Source organism: Serratia sp. T13T92 (genome assembly GCF_047530105.1).
Taxonomy (GTDB): Bacteria; Pseudomonadota; Gammaproteobacteria; order Enterobacterales; family Enterobacteriaceae; genus Chania; species Chania fonticola.
On the sequence record NZ_JBLJAK010000007.1, the window covers coordinates 42,937 to 66,650 of the forward strand.

Genomic DNA, 23,714 nt, shown 5'->3' on the forward strand with positions numbered 1-23,714 from the left:
GAGATGATTTTTAATAATCGTAGGAAACTTGCCCTGGTTACTATTATAAGGCGTTCGTGGCGGAGGGAATGCAGTAATTTTCTGGAAAGTGCTGAATGAGGGATGAAAGGCTCGGTTCGATGCTTTGCCCCTCACTCTAGCACTCTCCTATAGGGAAAGAGTTAGAGTGAGGGGCATGATTTAACGATTAGTCCAGCTTCACGCCGATACGGCGAGCGACTTCTTCGTAGGCTTCAATCAGGCCACCCAGGCTCTGGCGGAAGCGGTCTTTGTCCATCTTGGCCAGGGTATTCTTGTCCCACAGGCGGCTACCGTCCGGGGAGAACTCATCGCCCAGCACCACTTCGCCGTTGAACAGGCCGAACTCCAGCTTGAAATCGACCAGGATCAGGCCTGCATCGTCAAACAGTTTGCTCAACACGTCGTTAGCCATGTAGCTCAGCTCACGCATCCGCGCCAGATGCTCTTTGCTCACCCAACCGAAGGTTTCGCAATAGGATTCGTTCACCATTGGGTCATGCATCGCGTCGTTCTTCAGGAACAGATCAAACAGCGGCGGGTTCAGCGGCAAGCCTTCTTCGATACCCAAGCGCTTGACCAAAGAGCCCGCAGCGCGGTTACGGATCACGCACTCAACCGGGACCATCTCCAGCTTTTTCACCAGCACTTCGTTATCTGACAGCAGGCGTTCCATCTGCGTTGGGATACCGGCCTCTTCCAGCTTGCTCATAATGAAATGGTTGAACTTGTTGTTCACCATCCCTTTGCGATCGAACTGCTCAATGCGCTGACCATCCAGTGCTGACGTATCGTTACGGAATTCCAACACCAGCAGATCCGGGTTTTCGGTGGTGTAGACGGTTTTTGCCTTGCCGCGATACAGTTCAGCTAGCTTTTGCATCTTAACTTACTCCAATGAGATGGTACCTTCCGGCTGCCAGACAGCCTACTGGGCACAAAATTGACCTGATAAGTTCTTTGGTTTGCTGATAACTATTGTGCCAAATCTGCGACGCAAACGATACCGTATCAGCAAAACAAAAAGGGGCCATAGCCCCTCAGACCGCTGACATAGTCCTCTGACGTTAAAAGCCCCCTGTTCAGGGCTGATAAATACCAAGGATGCTGTCTTTGAACTTCGCCAAACAGTCGAAAACCACGTTTTTCGGCTGTTTGTCACCAGTCTAAAAGGGGGCCGTAGCCCCTAGATGTATTTATTTAACGCTGGTTTTACTGAAAGCCGTCTGGAGCACCGCTACCAGCGCATCGTTCTGCGACTGGGTCAACGGCTTACCTTTGGAATCGATAAATTGCAAACTGGTACGGTTATTCAAATCACCGACCTGCAGTTTGTAATCACCTTCTTTCAGTTCAGGATCTTTCGCGCCCAACGCATCCCAATCACTGCTGCTCAGGGATTTGTAGGTTACGGCGACGCTACCCTGCGGACGGCTGCGGTCACCCACTTTCATCCCCAGTTTTTCCAGTGCCGGTGGCAAACGATCCCACACTACCGTGTACGGCGCACGCACGATCAGCGTCGGCAGGCCGGTGTCATCCGCACCGCTCTGCACGTCCAATACGCCAATACGGTTGGCGGACCGGCTGCTCGACAGGCTGTCCTGCTTATCCAGGCCTTCAACGATGGTGTTCATCATCATACCGTTGTAGCGCTGAACTTCAGAAGGATCGGTAACCTTGTCGGTTTGCCCCTGCTGACGCAGTTCAAGAGTTTTCACCACCAGCGCTTGCTGGTAACCCTGTTTCTGTACCGTGATCTGGTAACGACCTTCGTACTGGTTGTCTTCATCCAGACGGTTCCACTTCACCCAGTCGGTGGTCAGCGTTTGGCTGGCATCCGTACGTGAGGCGATCGGAATGTTTTTGCTCTGTAACAGACTGGCTACGCGCGACCACAGGTTATCGTTCTGCGGGCTGCTTTCCAGCAGCAGCGTGCCGCTGTCACCCGCATATTGACCACGGGAACCGCTCAACAGTGCCAGCGGCTGTACCGGTGGCCGGATATCCAGTTGCTTGCCAACAGCGCCTTTCTGCGCGTTTGCCGGAACTTCATAATTACCGGTTTGTACCGGCAGGATCAGGCCGGACGGCGCGCTCAACGGTTTGAGCGGTGCGGCGTCAAGATAGGCCTCATCGCCGCTAACCTGGCGTTTGTAGCGCTGATCGGTAGAACAAGCCGCCAGCGTCATCACCAGCGCTAATCCCACGACCGTTGCTAGCGTCGACTTTTGCAATGAATAAGCCATCAAATCTCCCTAAGAGTTACAGCAAACCGGCGCTTTTCAACGCACGCTCCACGACAGGACGGGCAGCGTCGGTCAACGGCGTCATAGGCAGACGCATCGTATCGGTTGCCATCAATCCCAATGCCTTACAGGCCCATTTCACCGGAATTGGGTTTGCTTCTACGAACAAATCCTGATGCAAAGGCATCAAGCGCTGATTCAAACGGCGGGCTTCGGCAAAATTGCCTTGCGCCGCCAGGCGGCAGAGTTCGACCATTTCACGCGCTGCCACGTTGGCCGTCACGGAAATCACCCCTTTGCCACCCAGTTGCATGAAGTCCAGACCGCTGGCGTCGTCGCCGCTCAGCAAAATGAAGTCTTCATCATCAACCAGCACTTGGATCTGACTAACACGACTTAAGTTCCCTGTTGCCTCTTTAACGGCAACAATATTCTTAATTTTGGCCAAACGAGCAATCGTTGGCGGCAGCATGTCACAACCGGTGCGTGAAGGCACGTTATAGAGGATCTGCGGCAGATCGGTGCTTTCGGCAATGGCTTTGAAATGCTGATACAGACCTTCCTGGGTCGGTCTGTTGTAGTAAGGTGTGACTGACAGGCAGCCCACGACACCGGTATTGCTGAAACGCTGCGTCAGTGAGATAGCCTCGCTGGTAGCGTTGGCACCGGTGCCGGCGATCACCGGAATACGGCCTGCGGCCAGTTCCAGCGTCTGCAAGACCACGTCCACATGTTCGTCATGGGGCAGCGTGGCGGACTCACCGGTAGTTCCTACGGAAACGATCGCCGCAGTCCCACTGGCTACATGATAATCAATCAGTTTTTTTAGGCTCGCACGATCGACAGCACCTTTGGTGTCCATCGGCGTAACCAGTGCAACAATACTTCCCGTAAACATTGGCCGTCCCCTTCACAAACAAGTTACCCATGGTACTTTTGTCACCTATCCAAAAGCAAGCAAACAACGTGTCTAAGCGCTTGGCAGGCGGTTTTTTTTGTGTTTACCATGGTAACCCCATTCAGTACGACAGGAAGCTGCATTTTGCCTAAGCCTGATGAACACTATCTGGTGATCACCGCACTGGGCGCCGATCGCCCCGGTATCGTCAACGCCATCACCCGCCACGTCAGTAGCTGCGGGTGCAATATCGAAGATAGCCGTCTGGCCATGCTGGGTGAAGAGTTCACCTTCATCATGCTGCTTTCAGGTAGCTGGAACGCGATTACCCTGATCGAATCCACTTTGCCGCAAAAAGGCGCCGAGCTGGATTTACTGATCGTGATGAAACGCACAAACTCGCAAGAAAGACCGCCAATGCCCGCTACAGTGTGGGTACAGGTTGAGGTAAAAGACTCCCCGCATATCATCGAGCGGTTTACCGGCCTGTTTGATTCGAGCCAGATGAACATTGCCGAGCTGGTGTCACGGACTCAGCCAGCAAAAGGTGAGCAGCCCTCGCAGCTCTATATTCAGATCACCGCTCACAGTTCCGGCGGTCAGGATGCCACAAATATTGAACAAGCCTTTTATCGCCTATGTACAGAATTGAATGCGCAAGGCAGTATTAGCGTGGTGAACTATCCACAGCATGATGAGAGAGATGGAGAGTAGTTATGAGCCCATTGAAAGCCGGTGATACAGCGCCGAAATTTAGTTTACTCGACCAGGATGGCGAGGAAATTAACTTGGCCGACTTCCAGGGACAACGAGTACTGGTTTACTTTTATCCCAAAGCCATGACGCCAGGTTGCACCGTGCAAGCCTGCGGGTTACGGGATAACATGGATGAATTGAAAAAGGCGGGCGTCGAAGTGCTGGGCATCAGCACCGATAAACCCGAAAAGCTCTCGCGTTTTGTTGAGAAAGAACTGCTCAATTTCACGCTGCTATCCGACGAAGATCATCAGGTAGCTCAGCAGTTTGGCGTTTGGGGCGAGAAAACCTTCATGGGCAAAACCTATGACGGCATTCACCGTATCAGTTTCCTGATCGGCACCGACGGCAAGGTTGAGAAAGTGTTCGATGATTTCAAGACCACCAATCACCACGAAATCGTTCTGAACTACCTGCAGCAGTAAAAAGTAAAGCGCAGCAGCATCGGTTGCTGCGCTTCATTTCCTCACTTCACCTCGTCACCCACATCCACCAGCATGTCATCCGGCCAGGCGTGGATCACGGCTTTCACCAGCGTCGCCAACGGGATGGCGAAGAATACGCCCCAGAACCCCCACAGGCCGCCGAAGATAATCACCGAGAGAATGATCACCAGCGGATGCAGGTTGACCGCCTCTGAGAACAGGATCGGCACCAGCAGGTTGCCATCCAACCCTTGCACCACCAGATAAGCGATAATCAGCGTCCAGAAGTCGGCACCAATGCCCCACTGGAACATGGCCACCACCACCACCGGGATCGTCACCAGCACCGCGCCGATGTATGGGATCAGCACCGAGAGGCCGACCAACACCGCCAAGAGCAGGGAATAACGCATATCCAGGATGAAGAACACCAGATAGGTCGCCACCCCGACGATCACCATCTCCAACACCTTGCCGCGAATATAGTTGGTGATCTGCTGGTTCATCTCGATCCATACCTGCCCTGCCAGCCCACGGTTGCGCGGCAGCACACGGCGCACCGCATTGATCATCTGCTCTTTGTCCTTCAGCAGGAAGAACGCCATCAAAGGGACCAGGATCAGGTAAATGGCCAACGTCAGCAGCCCAACCAGTGAGGCCAGTGAGAATTTCACCACCGATTCTCCCATGCCCGACAGGCGCTCACGCAGGTTCTGCGCCATCATATCAATGATGCCCGCATCCACCAGCGCCGGGTAGCGTGTCGGCAAGGTCGCCGCATAGTTGTAGAACTGATTGAGCATGCCCGGTAAATCGGTCATCAGGTTGATGCCCTGCTGCCAGGCGGTTGGCGCGACCACAAAGACCAACAGCATGGCAATACCGCCAAACACGATCAGCATGATACTTGCCGCCCAGGTGCGCGAACATCCCAGGCGCTGAAGGCGTGCGGTAGGCCACTCCAGCAGGTAAGCAAGCACTAGCGCCACCAGCAAGGGGGTCAAGATACCGTGAAAAAAATAAAGGATGCAGAACCCGGCAACCAGGATCACCAGCAACGCAATAGCCTGCGGATCGGTGAAACGACGTCGGTACCACTGTAATAACAACTCCAACATCAGAGATTGCTCCTTATTCCATCAATGGGGGGTGAGGCTCGCCAATCCCTATGCGGCCGAGCAGGTATGACATGATTTTTAAATAATTTTAGCCCGGTTATCACCGTGCAGCGTTTCAATGTGGGTTGTGGCTGGCTATGATGTGATAGCGTTTTGCCGCTCAGGCGCACGATCCCCTGAAAATGCATTTTTGTGAGCCAACGCACTTTCGCGCTGATTGTACTGGAGAGTCTGGCACGGAAGAAGAACTCTTATCTGATACTGACGTCTTACTTGATGACTTTATTGAGGGAATGACCTGACTATGACCATCCGGTTGACTAAAACAGCGTTAACAGTCCTGCTGCTCGGCTCGCTTTGCACCTCTGTGTTGGCGCCGGTTAACGCCCAAACGCAAGACCAACTGCCGGATATGGGGACTTCCGCAGGGGGGACGTTGAGCATCGGCCAGGAACTGACCATGGGCGATTTTTACGTGCGGCAGCTACGCGCTAGCGCCCCGTTGATCAACGATCCGCTATTGACCCAGTATATCAACCAGTTGGGTAACCGGCTGGTCGCCAGCGCCTATTCGGTACGCACCCCGTTCCACTTCTTTCTAGTCCGTAACGACGAGATCAACGCCTTTGCCTTCTTCGGCGGCAACGTGGTGCTGCACTCAGCCCTGTTCCGTGAAACCGACAACGAGAGCCAACTGGCCTCGGTCCTGGCGCACGAAATCTCACACGTGACCCAGCGCCACCTGGCCCGCGCAATGGAAGACCAGCAACGCAACGCGCCACTGACCTGGGTGGGCGCACTGGGTTCTATCCTGCTGGCGATGGCCAACCCAACCATGGGCATGGCGGCGCTGAGCGGTACGCTGGCAGGAACGCAGCAGGGGATTATCAGCTTCACCCAAGCGAATGAACAAGAGGCTGACCGTATCGGTATTCAGGTATTGCAGCGCGCGGGGTTCGATCCCGAAGCGATGCCAGACTTTTTGCAAAGGCTGGCCGATCAGTCCCGCTACGCCTCAAAACCACCGGAAATGCTGCTGACGCACCCGTTGCCAGACAGCCGGCTTTCCGATGCCCGCAACCGCGCCAACCAAATGCCACGCCAGTTGGTGCAATCCAGCCAAGACTATCTGCTAGCGCGGGTCCGTACGCTGGGCATGTACAGCTCGGAAGGCTATGGTCTGAGCGAGGACCTGCTGGACACTTACAGCAAAGGCAACATTCGCGAGCAAATAGCCGCCAAATATGGCCGGGCGATCCTGTTCTATGAAGCCAAGAAATACGACGAAGCGCGCAATCTTATTCAGCCACTGCTGGCAAAGGATCCGAAAAACGTCTGGATGCTGGACCTGCTGACCGACATCGATCTGGGTCAGAATAAAGCCGCTCAGGCCATTGCTCGCCTTGAGGCGGTCAATGCGGCGCAAAGCAATAACCCGGTGTTGCTGCTCAACCTGGCGAACGCCTACGTTGAGGGCAATCAACCCGCTCAAGCATCAAAAATCCTCAACCGTTATACCTTTGCCCATCCGAACGATCCGAACGGCTGGGATCTGCTGGCTCAGGCCAGTGCTGCCCAAGGTCTACGCGATGAAGAACTCTCCGCCCGGGCAGAAAGCCTGGCGCTGGCAGGCCGTCTGGATCAGGCGATAGGTTTGCTCAGCAACGCCAGCTCATTACAAAAGCTGGGCAGCCTGAAACAGGCTCGCTACGACGCGCGGATTGACCAACTGCGTCAGTTGCAAAGAACCTTCAGCAAGTTCCAACGCACTTGATTTGAACAAGGAAAGAGAAAAGATGAAAAACGTCACTATTTATCACAACCCACGCTGCTCGAAGAGCCGTGAGACGCTGGCACTGCTGGAACAGCATGGCGTCGAACCGCAAGTGGTGCTGTATCTGGATACGCCTCCTTCCGTCGCCGAGTTGAAAAAGCTGTTACAAGAACTTGGTTTCACTTCTGCCCGCGAATTGATGCGCAAGAAAGAAGATCTCTACAAAGAGCTGAAACTGGCGGATGAAACCCTGAGCGAAGAGCAACTGTTGCAAGCGATGGTGAGCAATCCGAAACTGATCGAACGCCCAATAGTGGTCAAAGGCGGCAAAGCCCGCATTGGCAGGCCACCAGAGCAGGTATTGGAGATCTTGTGATGGCAAGCCGGGCGTTCATCCGCCCGGCTGCTGAATTTACAACGGTTTATGCGCTGTTTCCCGGGCGGCGAGCAACGCCCACAAGGTAATTAGCAATGCCAGCACAACGTAGGCCGATATCGCCAGCGTGCTGTCAAAAGAAGTGAATAACGAAGCAATGATCAACGGCGCAAAGCCACCACCCACGATCCCCGCCAGAGTATAAGCCAGCGAAGAACCAGCATAGCGCACCCTAGTCGGGAACTGTTCGGTGATAAAGGCCGCCTGCGGGCCGAACATCGCCGCATGGATCAGCAAGCCAATCACTACTGCGGTACATATCAACACCGGCTGACTGCTATCGAGCAACACGAAGAAGGCAAAAGCCCAGACTATCCCCGCCAGTGCCCCGCCGATATACACTGGCCGGCGGCCTAAGCGATCGGATAAGGCGCCAAACATCGGTACGGTAATCGCGTTGCCGATCGCTCCCAGCATGGTGGCCGTCAGCGCCAGTGGCCGTGGCAGGTTCAGCACCGTGGTCACGTAAGTCAGGGTAAATACCACCACCAACGCGTACAGCACGTCGGAGCCAATGCGCGAACCACCGGCGATCAGCAGCGAACGTGGGTGTTGGGTGAAAACCTCGCGGATCGGCGAATGGGTAACATCCTTCGACGCTTCCAATTTCAGGAACGCCGGTGTTTCCCCGACCCCACGGCGCAACCACAGGCCAAAGACCACCAGTACCAGGCTCAACAGGAACGGAATACGCCATCCCCACTGTTGGAAATCGTCTGCCGACATCGCCATGGTCACCAACGCGATCAACCCGGTGCCAATCAGCGAACCACAGGAGGGACCGACCTGCGCAAAAGAGGCGTTACGCCCACGCTGATGTGGCTTACCGTGTTCCATCGAAAGCAGCACGGCTCCAGCCCATTCCCCACCCAGCGCAATGCCCTGGATGAAACGTAGTGCCACCAGCAACAACGGACTCCAAATCCCCCAACTTGCATAGCCGGGCAGTAACCCCATCAGCGTGGTGGTCACGCCCATGATCACCAGCGTGGCAACCAACACAAAACGCCGTCCAAGTACGTCACCAAGATGCCCGAACACGATGCCGCCGATGGGCCGTGAAACATAGCCGACCGCATAAGTGGAAAACGCCAGAATGGTGCCGACCAGCGGATCGAATGACGGGAAGAAAACATGGTTGAAAATCAAAGCAGCCATGATGTTGTAAACGGTGAAGTCATACCACTCCAGCGCGGTGCCTATCGAACTGGCTGCCGCCAGCCTGCCGGTTTTAGGAGGATCGACGGCGTGATCTTTCACCGATAAGTCCACAATCGGCGTTTCAGTGGTCGACGTATTCATGATGCCAGCTCCTGTGAGGTCAGTTGCCAGCCAAGTGCGTAATGCACCGCCTCGCCAGCAGGGATTTTCAACGTGCGGTAAGCCAGCTCACTCAAACGCTGCCCCGCCTCTGCGCTACTGCTTTCGATCAACACCATCGGTAACAGCTGACGATTTTCCTGCGACTCTTGCGGAAGCGGTGAACTGAGCTCGGCGTTTGGCAACAGCAGGCTGCTGCGCACAAAGCCCGGCTGTTCAGCCAACACGGAACCCATGTGCTTAACATCGTTTTTCAGAACATCCTGCTCACTCACTGCCAGCGTGATGATGCTCAGATGGCTACCACTGCCCTGGCCGGTGACGGCTTCAACCGTGCAAACCCGGCGCATGGGATCGCGCATCTTGCCAAGGCAGGCAACCGACCACGGCGTCTGTTGGGTAAAGGCGTTGCGATAGGCCTGGGAGGTAAAACTGGCCAGAGAGGCGGTTTTATACAGCCCGAGGTATTTGCGCCCACCCTGTAGCGCCTGATAGCGCGTACCGGAGAGAAAACCGGGAACACGCACCCGCTCCTCTACATGTTCACGGTCGTACCACTGATTGAAATCCGCCTCATCCTGCGCGGCGACATCCGTTGCAACAAACAGCATTCCGTTCGGGGAACCGGTCATGGGTATTCTCCTGGTAGAGTCAGTAAGGCAAGGTGGCACCCTGCCGAAAAATTACGCGCCGGCAAGGCAACGTTCGATCGTTAGCGCCCAGCCCAGCAGCGCCTGGTCATTCATGGGTAACCCGGCCACCATCAGACCAACGGGGGCCTCACCTGGCCGTTGGCAGGGTAGTGATAACGCACAGCCGTCGAGGAAGTTGACTACGGAAGGATTACGCAGCGCGGCACCGTTGGCACGGAAGTAGGCTTCGTCGTCCTCTGCCAGTTCGGTAAGGGGTGGTGCTATCAGCGGCGCGGTTGGCATCAACAAGGCGTCAAAGCCCTGCACCCTGGCCGTCACCCGCTGTTGCCAACTGGCACGCAACTGCCGTAGCTGCTGAAGATCGCTCTCGCCCAACGGCTGGCCACGACGAATACGTGACAGCACTCGCGGGTCATAACCCTCGGCATTTTCAGCAATCAACGACTGGTGCCAATGCCAAGACTCCAGTGCGGTAAAACCACCCGCAGCGTTGATCTCCGCCAATTCGGCAAATTCACTACAAGGGATAGCTTCAATCCGCGCACCTGCCTGGGCCAAACGTTTCAAGGCACGCTGAAACGCCGTGGCAACCTCTTCGTCCAACCCATCCAGCACTAGCGTTTGCGGAACGGCAAAACGTGCCTGCGCCAAGGAGGGTGACTCAAGCCGTAGCGCTTGTTCGGCGATTGCCGCATCCAGTGCGATACAGCTGGCAACGTCATGAGCAATCACCCCGATAGAGTCCAGCGAAGGCGATAACGGCAGCAGTCCACCGCTGGCAATTCGACGGGCGGTAGGCTTATAGCCGGTCAAACCACAGAAAGCGGCCGGAATACGCACCGATCCCCCGGTGTCACTGCCAACGGCACCGCAGCACATACCGTCAGCTACCGCGACAGCCGCACCGGAAGATGAGCCACCGGGTATACGCTGGGTAGCGCGATCCCAGGGGTTAGCTGGAGTGCCAAAATGCGGATTGATACCCAGCCCGGAGTAGGCAAACTCGGTCATGTTGGTTTTACCGATCACCACCGCTCCCGCCTGCAACAGACGCTCAACTATCGCAGCGTGCTTCTTGGCCACCGCAGCACCAGCCAGCACCCGAGAACCGGCAGTAGTCACCTGTCCACTCACGTCAAACAGGTCTTTGATTGAGATCGGCACGCCATCCAATGGAGACAACGGTTTGCCTGCCGCGCGACGTTGGTCGGCCGCCAGCGCCTGCTGTTGTGCCCAATCGGCATACACCTGAGTAAAAGTTCGCTCCCCTTCCCCCTGCGGATCGGCGATTTTCGCCAAGGCATCGGCGATCAACTGCCTAGAGGTAAACTCTCCACTGGCCAACCCGGCGACGGCCTGCACAAGCGTTAACTTAGCCATCACGCCACCACCGGCAGTTCGATACTGCGATAGCTATGGGCAATGGTGCGCCCCAACACCTCATCCACCAGTTCCATACGGAACTCGGCTGATGGCCGGATCCCCCCGATCGCCGCCACCGTGCCGCAGGTCATTGCCAAGCCGTCACTCGGTAGCTGGGGGAGCGTCATGCCACTTTCTGGCAGTTGCTGCCCGCTCAGATAGCGTTCGAGCAAGTCACCGGGGGTGCGCAGGCTGGCGAGAGTCCCCTGCTGATAAAGCTGAAACGCGCCGTTTTCCTTTATCCATGAACGCAAGATCAAGGAGTCCCAGTGATCGCTCACTTCGTGTAACGGCCAGGCAGCACGTGCTACCGGTTTAACGCAGATCTGCTTGGACAGTGCTACGCTGTGTACTTCCAACTGACGATCGGTATGATCGGACGCTAATGAGACATACAGTTCGCCGCCATGGCTGAAAATCAGCGGTTCCGCTTCGCCAGAGGTCGCCTCGCCGATCACTTCGATGCATTCGCCTTGGCTGAGTTGATTAACCGCCACACGGTAAAACAGCGGGACGCTGCTGGGTTGAGGGACGCCCAGCTCGGCCAGCTCCTGGATATGATGTTGAATTGCCTTATAATCACGACCGGTCCAGCCAGCGATGACCAGATGATCGATGTCAGCATCCAGCGTCTTGGCACTACAGGTTTCTGGTAAAGTAAAGGTCAGCCTCATGGCAATTGTGTCCCTTTGGTTAAAATAGTGTGAAATTTCACTATATCTTCAGTTAACAACTAAGCGACTGCCATGTGACGTTTTTGTGTACCATGTCTAAAAATTTCTTCTTGCAGGAGTAGTATGTGAAGACCATTGACGCAGAAGATCGAGGGTTCCCGGTAGCAGAGGAAGCCGGTTTGTCACTCAATGAAGTGGCCTACCGCCGCTTCAAGCAGGCATTGGTGACGTTAAGTTACAAACCGGGTGAATACCTCAATACCGCGCAGGTAATGGGTGAGCTGGATATGGGCAGAACGCCGATCAATCAGGCGATCCACCGTCTGGCGAATGAGGGCTTGCTGCAGGTGATCCCGCGCAAAGGGGTGATGGTCTCGCCGCTGTCGATAGACGATGCGTTAGAGTTGATTGATGTCCGGCTGGCCAATGAAATGCTGTGTATGCGCCTGGCCAGTGCCAAGATCACCCAGCCACAGGTTGCCGCACTGAACGCGCTGAATCAGCAGATCGAAGCCGCCAGCCTGGATCGTGACCGGGTACGGATGATGACGTTAGATCATCAATTCCATCAGGAGCTGGCGCAGATCGCCGGGAATAACATGTTGACGGATATTCTGAGCGTACTGCACGCCAGAGCCCAACGTTTCTGGGCCAGCACGCTGTCGCGGGAAGGGCATATGCAGGAAGTTATCGATGAACACCGGGCGATTATCAGTGCGTTGGCCGCACAGGACAGCGACGCCGCCGCCAGTGCTGCACAGGCGCACATCCTGTCATTCCGCAGTGCGCTGTTACACGAAGGCTGAATAGTCTAAAAGTGGGAATGGGGAATAGTGGCTAGCTACAGCCCCAGAATTTCCTTCACAAACGGAATGGTCAGCTTGCGCTGTGCCGTGATCGACGCGCGATCCAGCTGATCGAGCGTCATAAACAGCGTGCGCATTTCACGATCCAGACGCTTGAGCAGGAAACGGCCCACGTCTTCCGGCAGTTCGAAACCACGCAGTTTGGCGCGCAGCTGCAACGCCTGTAGTTTCTCTTCGTCCGACAGTGGCTGTAACTTGTAGATCTGCCCCCAATCCAGGCGCGAGGCCAGATCCGGCAAATGCAGATTTAGCTGGCGCGGCGGACGATCGCCAGTGATAAACAGGCGGGTGCGGCCGGTTTCCAGAATGCGGTTATAGAGATTGAAAATCGCCATTTCCCATTCCTCATCACCGGCAATGCACTCGATGTTATCGATGCAGACCAATGCCAGCTGTTCCATGCCGTCCAGCACTTCGGGCACAAAATAGGCCCGCTTATCCAAGGGCACATAGCCTACCGCTTCGCCACGCTGCGAGAGTTCGGCACAGGCCGCATGCAGCAAATGGCTGCGTCCCCCGCCTTCGCGTGACCAGAAATAGATGTAGCTACCATGCTCCTGACGGACTGCGGATTGGATCGCGGCTAATAAGGATGGGTTCTCACCCGGATAAAAACTGGCAAAAGTTTCATCATCGGGTAGATAAAGTGGCAGTGAAAGCTGTGCCGGCGTATTCAGAAAAGCACCTCAACCAAAACTGGCAGGAAAACGCGAAGAGTCTACCACAGAAAGCAACCGCTGTTGAACCCGCCATGAGAACAACGCGATTTAGTTGCCAAATTTGTCTTATACGGCAAAGCTGTTCTAAGATAAATCGCACAAATTGAAGATGACCGAAAGGAGCTAGACCGTGAAAGCGTGGAATAAAGTGCTATTGGCCTCAATGGTAGGTTTACTGCTGGTGGGCTGCGATGATGCCAAGGTCGATTCCCATCTGGATAAGGCCAAAGACAGCGCCGAACAAATGAAAGATGCGGCGGAAAAGAAAGCGGATCAACTGACCGACGATGCCAAGGCCAAAGCGGAAGAGATCAAGCAGGCCGCGGCGGCCCAGACGGAACAGTTGAAGGACCAAGCTTCCGCCATTAAAGATGACGCCGCCAAGCAGGCGGATGCCCTCACTGATGATGCCAAGGCCAAGGCCGCAGCAATCAAACAGGATGCTGACAAACAAAGCCAGCAGCTGATCGATCAAGCCAAAAACATCAAGGCCGACGCGATTAACGGAGCGAACGATCTGGCGCAACAGGCCAAGGCAAAAACCGAACAGCTCAAGAACAGCATGGACAATAAGGCTCAACAAGCAGACGGTAAAACCGAACAACCGGCTCAGCCCGCTAATCAATAAACAGAATTGCTCTGTATGGGCGCAGCATGCTGCGCCCGCTTGGTTACCCGCCCTTCATTTATTTCCTGCTTTCCCACCACCTCGATTCAGCAAAACCGTTGATAAAGTGTCTGATATGCCCTCCATCAAATAGGCCTGGCCAACCCCATTGATAGCGAATGACCCAAGAGTTGTCATTAATGTGAACTTTAACACTTCATTAAGATTTTTCTGGTTAATGAGGTGCTATCGATTGCAGCTAAATATCCCAATAAAAAACAGCCTAAAAACCAAAAAAACAACATTATAAATGCAATTTATTTACACCAAGATCCTATAGGATAGTTAGGCCATCTCATTGAGATTGAATGATAAACTTTGAGTTTTATACCGCTGGATACTCCGTAATATGAACCTGGCAAACGGGGGTCACAGCTTGAACAGGTTCAGTATTCTCTGATGAGCCAGAAATTAAAATGGCTATAAATTTTCCAAGATTATTGGCCACAAAATAAGAATCAACGCAATTGCATATTTACATGCAAGTCGATGAATTAATTGAACTTACAAAACAAAAAAGAATTTTATGCCAATGAAAATTTATTTTTAAAATTTCATGCTAGTATAAAAAACCCGATCAATTGTAGCACAAAATTTACGTTTCCGTGTTTTTATGGTCATTATATCCAGAAAAATGAAATTATTCAGTCAAAAACTCCATTTTGTTACAAAGTGGAAACCCTAAGATCAGGATATTAAACGTATTGTTTTATATGGGTAAGAACATAGAATTGTCTTACCAACGGATAGGCTCTCTACCTAATAACAGGAGTTTTAGGAAATGGATAGGAAAAAACTATTTGGCTTCTGGGTTGAGCCGGATCTGCAAATCGATGTTAAGCATAACAGGATAGTTCGCCTCAGTACGGACAAACCTAGCGCCAACTTCTCATGCGCGATCGTCTCGTTAAAAGAAGTGACGATGGCCATACTCACCTATTTACTCAAGCATGCCGGTGACAAGTATGTCAGCCGTCAGGAATTGCTGAGCGAGGTCATTGGCAAGATGAACTATTCATCTTCCAACCAATTCCTGTGGCAAGAACTCAAAGAACTCAAGTTAAAACTGGCGTTATTGGGGATTTCGGAAGAGATTATCATTACATCCAGAAGCAAAGGCGTCAGTATTTCAAGGGCCGATATAAAAACGCTTTACTATTAAAAATGGCCTAATCAGCAATAAACTCAGCCAAGAGTCCGATTATCACCTTGCAGTTAAAAACAGTAAGACAGGTTAATATTAACCCTGGTCTCTATTGTGCCCACTGCCAGAACTGTATCTTTGAGGAAGAAATGAAGTATAAGCCAGCAATCAATATTTATGGGGTTGACTCATTTTTTAAATATGGAGTAGAAAGCATCTTGGCTGATATTCCGCTACGCATGCCTTTGGAGCCAGGGCAGGCAATACCTCAAATCGACATATGGGTAATCAGCCAAAAGTGCCTGACCGACGTGCTGCCTTTTGTTAACCGACCAACACCTAAAACACCCAGCATCGTTTTTTGTTCTGAACGCTGCCAGCGTTTGCTACAAGGTACCCCTACCGACTGGAGCGTTTGCCTGTTCGATTTGGATATACCCATCACCAGATTCAAACAAGAATTACACAAAAAATTATCGATGTTGTTCTTAATGGGCCGGTTTGATGTAAACAGTCCCCCACAGTTGAACTTATCCGAGATGGAAAGGGAAACGGTGCGGCATTTATCGATGGGCCATAGCCCACACCGGGTTGCGCAGTTGACCCACAAAAGCGTTAAAACGATTAGTACCCACAAGCGTAATTCAATGAAACGGCTGGGCGTATTCAGCAATCAGGAATTGATGATGAAGGTTAAAATCCTCGGGTTGCACTGAAGCGTGTCAATCCGTCATTTAAACCAAGTCAGATAATTTAATCGCTCGTTAAAGGTAACCGTATTAATGGGCGACAGGTTTGAACGTAGTTTTACGTTTAAAAAAGGAGGCGTGACGAATAAATAAGCCACTTATTGTTCGCTACAACCTACTTATACACCAAGTATTACCATGATGGTAACGATACTCGATCTATAAAGGACGTTTTAAAGATGAAAAAAACAATTGTTAGTCTTTCTCTGCTGGCTGCACTGGGTTTGGCTACTTCTGTACAAGCTGCCTCAACCGGTACCATTACGTTTAATGGCCTGCTGACTGACAGCACCTGTGACGTGGACATCGAAGGCCAGGGCGCTGATGCCACCATCATTCTGCCCACCGTTAGCGTAACCGAACTGACTAGCGCGGGTGACACCACCGGCCGTGCCTCTTTCAAGATGAACATCTCCAAATGTGTGATCGGTACTACGGGCGGCCATTCCAAGGTTTCGGCGTTCTTCCAACCGGGCAATACGGTAGACCTGGGCACTGGGCGCCTGAAAAACGTTGGCGGTAGCGCCACCAAGGTTGATCTGCAATTACTGGACGTGTCCGGCAACTATAAAGTCATCGACATCGGTAGCACCAACCAGGTCAATGATATGACTTATATCGATATCGATCAGGCCAATGGTACCGCGCTGTTGCCGTACGCCGTTGAATATTATGCCAATGGCCAAACCACGCCGGGTACAGTGACCAGTAGCGTAGTTTATAACCTGCAGTACAAATAATGTTTTGATTTATCAGGGAGGGCAACCTCCCTGTTCATTGTTCAAGGATAGTGTATTTATGTTCAGCAAATCATTCCCGTTAACACTCTGGGCCGCCTTATGCTTTCTACTGATTTCCCCGCTGCCTGGCTCGGCCAGTATTGTGGTCAACGGGACCCGCGTGGTTTATCCAGGGAATGACAAGGAAGTGACCGTCAAATTGTCGAATGTCGGCCAGGCTCCCATGTTGGTACAAAGCTGGATTGATACCGGCGACTCCGATGCCAAACCGGAAAAAATTCGCGTGCCCTTTATTCTGACGCCACCCATTAACCGAATCGATCCCAATAAAAGCCAGACGCTACGCCTGAGTTATACCGCATCTCCTGCACTGCCTGAAAATAAAGAATCCGTGTATTGGTTGAACGTATTAGAAATTCCACCGGTGAAGGAAAATATCGCGCCCAATCGCCTGCAGGTCGCCTTCCGCACCCGGATAAAAATCTTCTATCGTCCGGCTGCCATTGCCGATAACACCAAAGCGGCCGACGCCGCCGAAAAATTGGTTTGGTCATTTAACAACGGAAAACTTCAGGCAACCAACTCCTCACCCTATTACGTTTCATTGGTCTCAGTAGTCGTGCATCAGGGGGGAAATACGTTCTCTTCGGAAGGCGAGATGGTGCCTCCTGGTGGCGTTCAACATTTCACATTAAAAGATGCGCGCACTTTACCTGCGGGAACTGCAATCTCCTACGAATACGTTAACGACTGGGGGGCGGTTAAAACAGTGAAGGCTGTTCTTTAATCCGTCGTTTTATTTGGGATAAATATAAACAGGGTTGTTTATCTACTATGCGTCATCCATTCCATTATTCTCTATTGGCTACCATGGTAATGTTGGCCTTCATGCCTGCGGCCCAGGCCACAGAAGATACGCCAGCGATTTTGCGCAACGATGCTCCTACGGGAACTGGCGTGCGTTTCGACCCGATATTTCTAAGCTCGTCTGAGGCAGACGCGGTTGATTTATCCCGCTTTGAACACGGCGCAGCCGCTTCACCGGGCACCTACCCAGCCGATATCTATGTTAACGGCGAATTGGCGACGCACGAAAAGGTGTTGTTTGTCGAGCAGGCGAATAAGCAAGTCTTGCCTTGCCTGTCACCAGGCATCCTGAAAAAAATCAATTTTAACTATAGCCAACTGCCAACCTCTTTTACCGAGGCACTACGCAATGAACAAAGTTGCTATCCACTCACCCACCTGATCCCACAGGCTCAGGTGGCGTTCGACTCAGGATTACAGCGCCTGGATATCAGCATCCCGCAAGCAATGATGCAAAATATCGCGCGCGGCTATGTCAGCCCGGAGCTGTGGGATAAGGGCATCCCTGCGCTGCTGTTAGGATACAACACCAACGTCTATACCACGCACTCACGTGGAGAAACCAGTAACTCGGTCTACACCGGGATAAATGCCGGCATCAATATCGGCGCTTGGTATTTCCGCCACGACGGGAATTATAACTGGCAGCAGAGGATCGGCGGGCAATACCAGTCGATCAACAACTATGTCGAGCGCGATATTCCGGCGATCTTGGGCCGTGTGCGCCTAGGGGAAACCAGCACCAAAGGACAGGTGTTTGATACTCTGCCATTCAGAGGGGTTGAACTAGTCAACGACGACCGCATGCTGGCCCCTTCCCTGCGCGGATATGCCCCCAATATCCGTGGGATCGCACGGACCAATGCGCGGGTAACCGTGCGCCAGAATAGTCTGGTTATTTATGAGACCACGGTATCGCCGGGGGCCTTTGTGATTGACGACCTGTACCCGACCGGCTTTGGCGGCAATCTGGACGTAACGGTGAAGGAAGCAGACGGCAGTGTGCAGAACTTCCAGGTTCCTTATGCATCAGTCGCCCAGTTGTTACGCCCAGGAACCCACCACTACGATGTGGTAGCGGGTAAGCTCAATGATATCTCGCTGTCCACAAACCCCACTCTAGTCCAGGCCACTTACCAGCGCGGGTTGACCAATACCCTGACCGGCTACGGCGGCCTGCAGGCAAGTAATGATTACTATGCGCTGCAATTGGGGGCAGCATTGAGCACCTCCATTGGCGCGTTCTCCGCCGATATCAGCCAAGCTCGAGTCCATCTGAATAGCACCAAAGAGCGGATGAACAGCGGGCAGAGCTTCCAGTTGAGCTACAGCAAGTTCTTGCCGGCAACCAACAGCAACCTGACCATCGCCGCCTATCGCTATTCAACCTCCGGCTATTACGACTATATGACCGCCATGAGGGCGATCGATGCCGAGCAGCGCGGCCAGTCGGCTGACAATATCTGGCGGCCACGTAACCGCTTTAATATCACCATGAATCAGGGGCTGCCAGCTGGATGGGGGCAAATGTATGTCACCGGTTATACCCAGGATTACTGGAATCAAGGCAATACCGATCTTCAATATCAACTGGGCTACAGCAACGAGTATCGCGATATCAGCTACAGCCTGAGCGCCGGGCGCGTTCGCGGCATGCGGGGCGGGATGGAAACCAACTGGCTGCTTAACCTCAGCATGCCATTAGGGCGTAAAGAAAATGCCAATCTACCCTCGCTGAGTGCCAGTCTGAATCACAGCACCACGGGGCAAAGTGGCCAACAAGTCGGGATTTCCGGCAGTGCCGGAGAGGACTACCAATACAACTACGGTGCCAGCGCGATGCATTATAACCAGGGTGGGGGCAGCAGCATGGCGCTCAACGGCGGTTACCGCTCAGCTTATACCCATATGACCGCCACTTACGGCGCGGGCAGACATTACCAGAATGCGTCAGCTGGGCTGAGTGGCACGATGATCGCCTGGCCGCAAGGTGTTGTCATGACCCCTTATACCGGTGATACCTTCGCCGTGGTTGAAGCCAAGGGGGCGACCGGCGCCAAGGTTGGCGGCTATTCCGGTGTGCGCATCGATCCATGGGGACATGCCGCCGTGCCTTATCTGAACCCGTATGAGATGAATGAAATCACCATCGATCCAAAAGGCATGCAGTACGAGGTCGAGTTGGAAAATACCAGTGACAAAGTTGCCCCACATGCAGGTGCGGTGAGCAAGGTGACGTTTAAAACCCAGCAAGGGACACCGCTGTTGATCATGGCACAACGCGCTAATGGCGAAGCGGTGCCGTTTGGGGCCGAAGTGTTCGACAGTGTGAAAAACAACATCGGCAGCGTTGGCCAGATGGGACAAATCTATGCGCGGGTAGAAAAGCAACGGGACCAGCTTACGGTCAAGTGGGGTAGCCAACCGGGTCAATACTGCCAGCTGAATTATATTTTACCGCCTAAACAACCAGGCTCGACCATTAAAAACATTATCCGCTTTGATTCAATCTGCCGGGAGGATTAACAATGAACAGATTTACTAACGGGTGGCTTGAAAGCATTCGATCGACCTTAACTAACTATAGCTTGCACGCCTTATTGGTCGTTCTGGTTGCCTACAGTTCGGCAGGTTTAGCACTAACCTGTAAGATAAATGTACCGGTTAGAACCGATGCCTTTCCCTTGCAGGGAGGGAATATCACCGTGGGTAACGAACTCCCCCTCGGGTCCATCATTTATCGGCAAAACATTACCTCAACCAAGGATTATGCCAAAGCGCCCCATGGTCTTTGTGATGGCACCGGCCCACATACGGACAGGCAGTATATTTATCTCACCAAAATGCCGCAGTCGCTTTCCAGCTGGCAAGGGGGGACTTATTCAGGAAAAATTTACAACACCAATATCCCTGGTGTTGGCGTGGTGATCGCCAGAGGCAACACGGGTCTTAATGCCACCGCCTATCAATGGTACAGTGAAACCCGAGCCAGCATTGGTGATATACAGGTTTGGACCACCATCACGATGTTACTGATAAAAACCGGTAATATCACACCGGGTACGCTGAACGGCAGCTCCTTACCTACCGCTGTCATTCGTAACGATTACACCGTTGCCAATGGCAGCGCCGTCCTTTACTCATGGAAGCCCTATACCGTTAACTTTAGTGGCAGTTTAAGGATCATCTCTCAAACCTGCAGCGTACCGGATTATACTGTCGAACTCGGCTCTTGGGATATCTTTGATATGATGTCAAAAGGCTCCAGCGAATGGCGCGATGCCTCAATCAAAATGACCAACTGCCCAAGGTTCTACGGCTATATCAATAATGCCTTTAACACGGTGCATTTAACCGGCGCGATTTCTGGATTAAAATATACCGGTAATGCCATTGGGCTAAAGCTGTCCGCATTATATGGCAACATCAACGCCGCCAACGGCATCGTCAAATTAGAACCGTCAAACAACACGGCCAACGGCGTTGGTATCCAGCTTGCTTCGGGTAACAAAGCTAGCAACACTCTGTTCAACCTTGGCAATGAACAGCGGATCGCCGTTAGCAATAGTGCAAATACCAGCCTGACCATTCCTTTAGTAGCCAGGTATATCAAAACAGAAAACAAAGTCACACCGGGCAAAGCAGACAGCAAGGTAGTATTCACCATAAATTATTATTAGCAAGCTACCCAAAGTACCTTGCTAAATAAGAGTGATAATTATAATCTTCTAATGCCGCCAACTATGGCGGCATTTTTTATGGCCTAGCTAACGTACTATCAGATCTTATCTCCTTTTGCTCTCAGGTCATGATACTTATATCCCCGCAATCCTTTTTGTAAGCTAGTATATTTTATATGCTAGACTCACCGCCTTCAGATTATTATTACTATGAAGGAGCCTAAAATGACCAATGATTACCTGATTAACAAAACTATAGTTTACAATAGCGTAGAGGGTGTCATTTTTAAGCTGAATAAACCAGATGTAAAAATAAAGCTGTCAAAACCTGGCGCCGAGTGCTTACGGATCCTCATTGATGCCCAGCACCAGATCATCTCACAAGATGCTCTTGTTAAGGATATTTGGGGGCAAAAAGGAATGGTTGTCGGCCCGAATACGCTTTACCAACATATCTATATGTTAAGAAAAAATTTCGGGGCTTTAGGCATAGATAGAGCGATTATTAAAACCACGCCACAACTCGGGTTTAATATATCCACAAACTTTGCTATTGAGCGGATAGCGGATGAGTTTCAATGCACAGAAAATAGCGCATCAACTCATGAACAAGTGAGCAATAATCTGATGAGATTATCAGAAAATACAAACATCCCCACCCAGGTTGAGAGTTCATCCGGATGGCATAAACTATTTCATTTCATGCCGCTTATTATCAGCCTAATCATTTTATTAGTTAATAGCGATCGCCAACCGTTAAATAATGACTCGTTTTCGTATCAAGATGGAAGCTGTACCCTCTATAGCTCCTCTGATAATTTATCCTGGACCTATATCAATTCAAAAGCGCACAGCAGAGAGCCCGCATGTCAAAGCCCAAGCAAACATATAGTGAATGGTTTGGCGGATGACACAAAATGCCTAGTTGGTAAACAAGGTTATCTGGTAGGTCAGAGGGATACCACGCTATTATACTGCACCCGCATCTGATACGCGGGCAATATGCGGAGCCGGACTAAGGGCATCCCCCTCCGGCCCTTTCTACTGCAGCAAAGCATCTGTACCTGGCCGCCGCACGTTGCCTGTTTACTCTTAGACACTATATAGATGTTAAATTAAATCGGGATAAGACTTTACATGCACTGGGAATAATCTTATCCTTAAGGGTGGCGTTCATTACTCAGAGGGTTGAGATGGTTGGTTACTATTTGATAGATAAAAAGATAGTTTACAATAATGATCACGGGGAAATTTTCAACCTTAATGAGCCAGAAGTAAAAGTAAAGCTTTCTAACCCTGCGGCTAAATGTTTACAGAAACTCATTGATGCCGATCATCAAATTGTCTCTCCAGATGATCTTATCGATGACATTTGGGGACAGAAAGGCGTCATCGTAGGCACTAATACCCTATATCAACATATCTATATCCTGAGAAAACACCTTTGCTCACTGGGATTAGATAAAAACATTATTAAAACAACTCCGCGATCCGGGTTCAATATCCCGCAAGAATTTACTATTGAGCCATTTCAGGATGAAGTAGAATATGTAAAACAAGAAGATCATCAAGAGCAACACCAACAGGTGGAAGAACAACCGACATTAGCAATCAATGAGTTACCCAAGAAACAACCAGGTTTTCTAAAAAAACGCAGCGTCTATTCTTTAGTGGTGGTTTTTACCCTCATTATTGCCTCATCAATTTATATTTATAACACCAAAAAACCTTTAGAAGTCGATTACACCTTAATTGGGAAGTATCAAAACTGTGACATTTACGGAGAGGATGGGAAATTTACCCTCTTATATATTAAATCAAGAATTGAAAATCACAACATTGAGTGTAATAACGTAGGGAACCAGTCTTTGTATTACTTTGGAAACCCTGCAATTAAACGAGAATCAATTTTCTTATGTGACAACCGCATTGATGGTGATGCTAGAAGTAATTGTAAATCATATCATTGGACTGGCTATGAAAACTAAAGTCATTATTCCATTAGTAATGTTATTATGTGCCATACTGGCCGTAACGTATTACTTTCTTTATTTAGATAACAAAACAGAGACTATCTCTTGCGAATCTAAACTTTATTTTAAATTTTTTGTGCCAAAACCTGAAGTGGTTGCCAACTATAACATTATAATAAATTTAAAAGGCGACAGCGACAAAGATGATGGCAGAGGTAAATTCTCAATAACTGCAAACTTTTATGATGGGAAGAACACGTACTTTATCAGGCGTGATGTCATTACCAGCTACCAAGTTGACGATAATGGCTTGTATTTTTTCAAAACCCTCTATATCAATAAGTATGCCCGAGATACCATCCCTGAAAATGTCGAAAAACGCCTTGTGCCAGATGTTTTCTCTAAAATAAACAGTTTGTCAGGCTACACCATACGCCCGGCAGGTAAGCAAGGGTATTTTATCTATGAAACCGACATTCCGGTCTTTTACTGCAATCGGTTATAACCGGGCAACCGTTGGCAGATATACTACACTGTTGCCCAATTATCCGTGCCAATAGCCTGCT

At 51.4% G+C, this 23,714-nt stretch carries 24 protein-coding genes; 15 read left to right on the forward strand and 9 right to left on the reverse strand.

Annotated elements, in window-relative coordinates:
* Positions 1-187: 187 nt before the first annotated feature.
* From purC to dapA, 3 genes are all read right to left on the reverse strand, one after another.
* Positions 188-901: a phosphoribosylaminoimidazolesuccinocarboxamide synthase gene (purC, locus tag ACMV5I_RS09765; RefSeq protein ID WP_021178747.1), complete on the reverse strand. Its 714-nt coding sequence runs from the start codon at positions 899-901 to the stop codon at positions 188-190.
* Positions 902-1,214: 313 nt separating this feature from the next.
* Positions 1,215-2,267 (reverse strand): outer membrane protein assembly factor BamC, encoded by a 1,053-nt coding sequence (gene bamC, locus ACMV5I_RS09770; RefSeq protein ID WP_414824222.1) that lies wholly within the window; start codon positions 2,265-2,267, stop codon positions 1,215-1,217.
* A gap of 16 nt (positions 2,268-2,283) precedes the next feature.
* Positions 2,284-3,165 carry a 4-hydroxy-tetrahydrodipicolinate synthase gene (gene dapA, locus ACMV5I_RS09775; protein ID WP_021807111.1) on the reverse strand — a complete coding sequence of 294 codons (882 nt, stop codon included), beginning with the start codon at positions 3,163-3,165 and terminating at the stop codon, positions 2,284-2,286.
* 108 nt (positions 3,166-3,273) lie between these two features.
* On the opposite strand from dapA, the gene ACMV5I_RS09780 reads away from it, so the two are divergent.
* Both ACMV5I_RS09780 and bcp read left to right on the forward strand, forming a co-directional pair.
* Positions 3,274-3,879, forward strand: coding sequence for a glycine cleavage system transcriptional repressor (locus tag ACMV5I_RS09780; protein ID WP_071784392.1), 606 nt, complete (start codon positions 3,274-3,276; stop codon positions 3,877-3,879).
* A 2-nt stretch (positions 3,880-3,881) separates the two neighbouring features.
* A complete protein-coding gene (gene bcp, locus ACMV5I_RS09785; protein WP_021178751.1) occupies positions 3,882-4,346 on the forward strand; it encodes a thioredoxin-dependent thiol peroxidase in 465 nt (154 codons plus the stop codon).
* A gap of 41 nt (positions 4,347-4,387) precedes the next feature.
* Here the strand turns inward: bcp and ACMV5I_RS09790 are convergent, their stop codons facing one another.
* A complete protein-coding gene (locus ACMV5I_RS09790) occupies positions 4,388-5,464 on the reverse strand; it encodes an AI-2E family transporter (RefSeq protein WP_121607508.1) in 1,077 nt (358 codons plus the stop codon).
* 304 nt (positions 5,465-5,768) lie between these two features.
* Between ACMV5I_RS09790 and ACMV5I_RS09795 the strand changes: the two genes are divergently transcribed.
* Together ACMV5I_RS09795 and arsC are read left to right on the forward strand one after the other, a co-directional pair.
* Positions 5,769-7,238, forward strand: coding sequence for a M48 family metalloprotease (locus ACMV5I_RS09795; protein WP_414824223.1), 1,470 nt, complete (start codon positions 5,769-5,771; stop codon positions 7,236-7,238).
* 22 nt (positions 7,239-7,260) lie between these two features.
* Entirely contained in the window at positions 7,261-7,614 is a 354-nt protein-coding gene (gene arsC, locus ACMV5I_RS09800) for an arsenate reductase (glutaredoxin) (RefSeq protein WP_065686532.1), read from the forward strand.
* A 36-nt stretch (positions 7,615-7,650) separates the two neighbouring features.
* On the opposite strand, the gene ACMV5I_RS09805 is transcribed toward arsC, so the two are convergent.
* From ACMV5I_RS09805 to ACMV5I_RS09820, 4 genes are read right to left on the reverse strand one after another with little or no spacing between them, the layout of a single operon-like run.
* On the reverse strand, positions 7,651-8,976 hold the full coding sequence (locus tag ACMV5I_RS09805; RefSeq protein ID WP_074031441.1) for an MFS transporter: 1,326 nt from the start codon (positions 8,974-8,976) through the stop codon (positions 7,651-7,653).
* Positions 8,973-9,626 (reverse strand): hypothetical protein, encoded by a 654-nt coding sequence (locus tag ACMV5I_RS09810; RefSeq protein ID WP_414824225.1) that lies wholly within the window; start codon positions 9,624-9,626, stop codon positions 8,973-8,975. Before ACMV5I_RS09810 ends, ACMV5I_RS09805 begins: the two co-directional genes overlap by 4 nt.
* Before the next feature lie 51 nt (positions 9,627-9,677).
* Complete coding sequence (locus ACMV5I_RS09815; RefSeq protein WP_414824226.1) at positions 9,678-11,027, reverse strand: amidase; 1,350 nt, start codon at positions 11,025-11,027, stop codon at positions 9,678-9,680.
* Entirely contained in the window at positions 11,027-11,743 is a 717-nt protein-coding gene (locus ACMV5I_RS09820) for a DUF2848 domain-containing protein (RefSeq protein ID WP_024484903.1), read from the reverse strand. Before ACMV5I_RS09820 ends, ACMV5I_RS09815 begins: the two co-directional genes overlap by 1 nt.
* A 125-nt stretch (positions 11,744-11,868) precedes the next feature.
* Here ACMV5I_RS09820 and ACMV5I_RS09825 point away from each other — a divergent pair, with 125 nt between their 5' ends.
* A complete protein-coding gene (locus ACMV5I_RS09825; protein WP_024484904.1) occupies positions 11,869-12,549 on the forward strand; it encodes a GntR family transcriptional regulator in 681 nt (226 codons plus the stop codon).
* Between the two features lie 35 nt (positions 12,550-12,584).
* Here ACMV5I_RS09825 and hda read toward each other — a convergent pair whose 3' ends face one another.
* Positions 12,585-13,286 (reverse strand): DnaA inactivator Hda, encoded by a 702-nt coding sequence (hda, locus tag ACMV5I_RS09830; RefSeq protein ID WP_024484905.1) that lies wholly within the window; start codon positions 13,284-13,286, stop codon positions 12,585-12,587.
* Positions 13,287-13,458: 172 nt separating this feature from the next.
* On the opposite strand from hda, the gene ACMV5I_RS09835 reads away from it, so the two are divergent.
* From ACMV5I_RS09835 to ACMV5I_RS09880, 10 genes are all read left to right on the forward strand, one after another.
* A complete protein-coding gene (locus ACMV5I_RS09835; protein WP_046807980.1) occupies positions 13,459-13,956 on the forward strand; it encodes a hypothetical protein in 498 nt (165 codons plus the stop codon).
* Positions 13,957-14,776: 820 nt separating this feature from the next.
* Positions 14,777-15,157 carry a winged helix-turn-helix domain-containing protein gene (locus ACMV5I_RS09840; protein ID WP_141132727.1) on the forward strand — a complete coding sequence of 127 codons (381 nt, stop codon included), beginning with the start codon at positions 14,777-14,779 and terminating at the stop codon, positions 15,155-15,157.
* 131 nt (positions 15,158-15,288) lie between these two features.
* Positions 15,289-15,855 carry a helix-turn-helix transcriptional regulator gene (locus tag ACMV5I_RS09845; protein ID WP_414824227.1) on the forward strand — a complete coding sequence of 189 codons (567 nt, stop codon included), beginning with the start codon at positions 15,289-15,291 and terminating at the stop codon, positions 15,853-15,855.
* A 212-nt stretch (positions 15,856-16,067) separates the two neighbouring features.
* Positions 16,068-16,628 (forward strand): fimbrial protein, encoded by a 561-nt coding sequence (locus ACMV5I_RS09850; protein WP_414824228.1) that lies wholly within the window; start codon positions 16,068-16,070, stop codon positions 16,626-16,628.
* A gap of 58 nt (positions 16,629-16,686) precedes the next feature.
* Positions 16,687-17,415: a molecular chaperone gene (locus ACMV5I_RS09855; RefSeq protein ID WP_414824229.1), complete on the forward strand. Its 729-nt coding sequence runs from the start codon at positions 16,687-16,689 to the stop codon at positions 17,413-17,415.
* 47 nt (positions 17,416-17,462) lie between these two features.
* On the forward strand, positions 17,463-20,021 hold the full coding sequence (locus ACMV5I_RS09860; RefSeq protein WP_414824231.1) for a fimbria/pilus outer membrane usher protein: 2,559 nt from the start codon (positions 17,463-17,465) through the stop codon (positions 20,019-20,021).
* 2 nt (positions 20,022-20,023) lie between these two features.
* Positions 20,024-21,175 (forward strand): fimbrial protein, encoded by a 1,152-nt coding sequence (locus tag ACMV5I_RS09865; protein ID WP_414824232.1) that lies wholly within the window; start codon positions 20,024-20,026, stop codon positions 21,173-21,175.
* Positions 21,176-21,400: 225 nt separating this feature from the next.
* Entirely contained in the window at positions 21,401-22,165 is a 765-nt protein-coding gene (locus ACMV5I_RS09870) for a winged helix-turn-helix domain-containing protein (RefSeq protein WP_414824233.1), read from the forward strand.
* Between the two features lie 203 nt (positions 22,166-22,368).
* The gene (locus tag ACMV5I_RS09875; RefSeq protein ID WP_414824234.1) at positions 22,369-23,163 is read left to right on the forward strand and encodes a winged helix-turn-helix domain-containing protein; all 795 of its coding nucleotides are present in this window, start codon (positions 22,369-22,371) and stop codon (positions 23,161-23,163) included.
* The gene (locus ACMV5I_RS09880) at positions 23,153-23,653 is read left to right on the forward strand and encodes a hypothetical protein (RefSeq protein ID WP_414824235.1); all 501 of its coding nucleotides are present in this window, start codon (positions 23,153-23,155) and stop codon (positions 23,651-23,653) included. The genes ACMV5I_RS09875 and ACMV5I_RS09880 overlap by 11 nt, the downstream gene beginning before the upstream one ends.
* The last annotated feature ends 61 nt before the right edge of the window (positions 23,654-23,714 follow it).

Coding starts and splice junctions, on each gene's coding strand:
- purC (WP_021178747.1), bottom strand. CDS start 901: ATGCAAAAGCTAGCTGAACTGTATCGCGGCAAGGCAAAAACCGTCTAC.
- bamC (WP_414824222.1), bottom strand. CDS start 2,267: ATGGCTTATTCATTGCAAAAGTCGACGCTAGCAACGGTCGTGGGATTA.
- dapA (WP_021807111.1), bottom strand. CDS start 3,165: ATGTTTACGGGAAGTATTGTTGCACTGGTTACGCCGATGGACACCAAA.
- ACMV5I_RS09780 (WP_071784392.1), top strand. CDS start 3,274: ATGGTAACCCCATTCAGTACGACAGGAAGCTGCATTTTGCCTAAGCCT.
- bcp (WP_021178751.1), top strand. CDS start 3,882: ATGAGCCCATTGAAAGCCGGTGATACAGCGCCGAAATTTAGTTTACTC.
- ACMV5I_RS09790 (WP_121607508.1), bottom strand. CDS start 5,464: ATGTTGGAGTTGTTATTACAGTGGTACCGACGTCGTTTCACCGATCCG.
- ACMV5I_RS09795 (WP_414824223.1), top strand. CDS start 5,769: ATGACCATCCGGTTGACTAAAACAGCGTTAACAGTCCTGCTGCTCGGC.
- arsC (WP_065686532.1), top strand. CDS start 7,261: ATGAAAAACGTCACTATTTATCACAACCCACGCTGCTCGAAGAGCCGT.
- ACMV5I_RS09805 (WP_074031441.1), bottom strand. CDS start 8,976: ATGAATACGTCGACCACTGAAACGCCGATTGTGGACTTATCGGTGAAA.
- ACMV5I_RS09810 (WP_414824225.1), bottom strand. CDS start 9,626: ATGACCGGTTCCCCGAACGGAATGCTGTTTGTTGCAACGGATGTCGCC.
- ACMV5I_RS09815 (WP_414824226.1), bottom strand. CDS start 11,027: ATGGCTAAGTTAACGCTTGTGCAGGCCGTCGCCGGGTTGGCCAGTGGA.
- ACMV5I_RS09820 (WP_024484903.1), bottom strand. CDS start 11,743: ATGAGGCTGACCTTTACTTTACCAGAAACCTGTAGTGCCAAGACGCTG.
- ACMV5I_RS09840 (WP_141132727.1), top strand. CDS start 14,777: ATGGATAGGAAAAAACTATTTGGCTTCTGGGTTGAGCCGGATCTGCAA.
- ACMV5I_RS09845 (WP_414824227.1), top strand. CDS start 15,289: ATGAAGTATAAGCCAGCAATCAATATTTATGGGGTTGACTCATTTTTT.
- ACMV5I_RS09850 (WP_414824228.1), top strand. CDS start 16,068: ATGAAAAAAACAATTGTTAGTCTTTCTCTGCTGGCTGCACTGGGTTTG.
- ACMV5I_RS09855 (WP_414824229.1), top strand. CDS start 16,687: ATGTTCAGCAAATCATTCCCGTTAACACTCTGGGCCGCCTTATGCTTT.
- ACMV5I_RS09860 (WP_414824231.1), top strand. CDS start 17,463: ATGCGTCATCCATTCCATTATTCTCTATTGGCTACCATGGTAATGTTG.
- ACMV5I_RS09865 (WP_414824232.1), top strand. CDS start 20,024: ATGAACAGATTTACTAACGGGTGGCTTGAAAGCATTCGATCGACCTTA.
- ACMV5I_RS09870 (WP_414824233.1), top strand. CDS start 21,401: ATGACCAATGATTACCTGATTAACAAAACTATAGTTTACAATAGCGTA.
- ACMV5I_RS09875 (WP_414824234.1), top strand. CDS start 22,369: ATGGTTGGTTACTATTTGATAGATAAAAAGATAGTTTACAATAATGAT.
- ACMV5I_RS09880 (WP_414824235.1), top strand. CDS start 23,153: ATGAAAACTAAAGTCATTATTCCATTAGTAATGTTATTATGTGCCATA.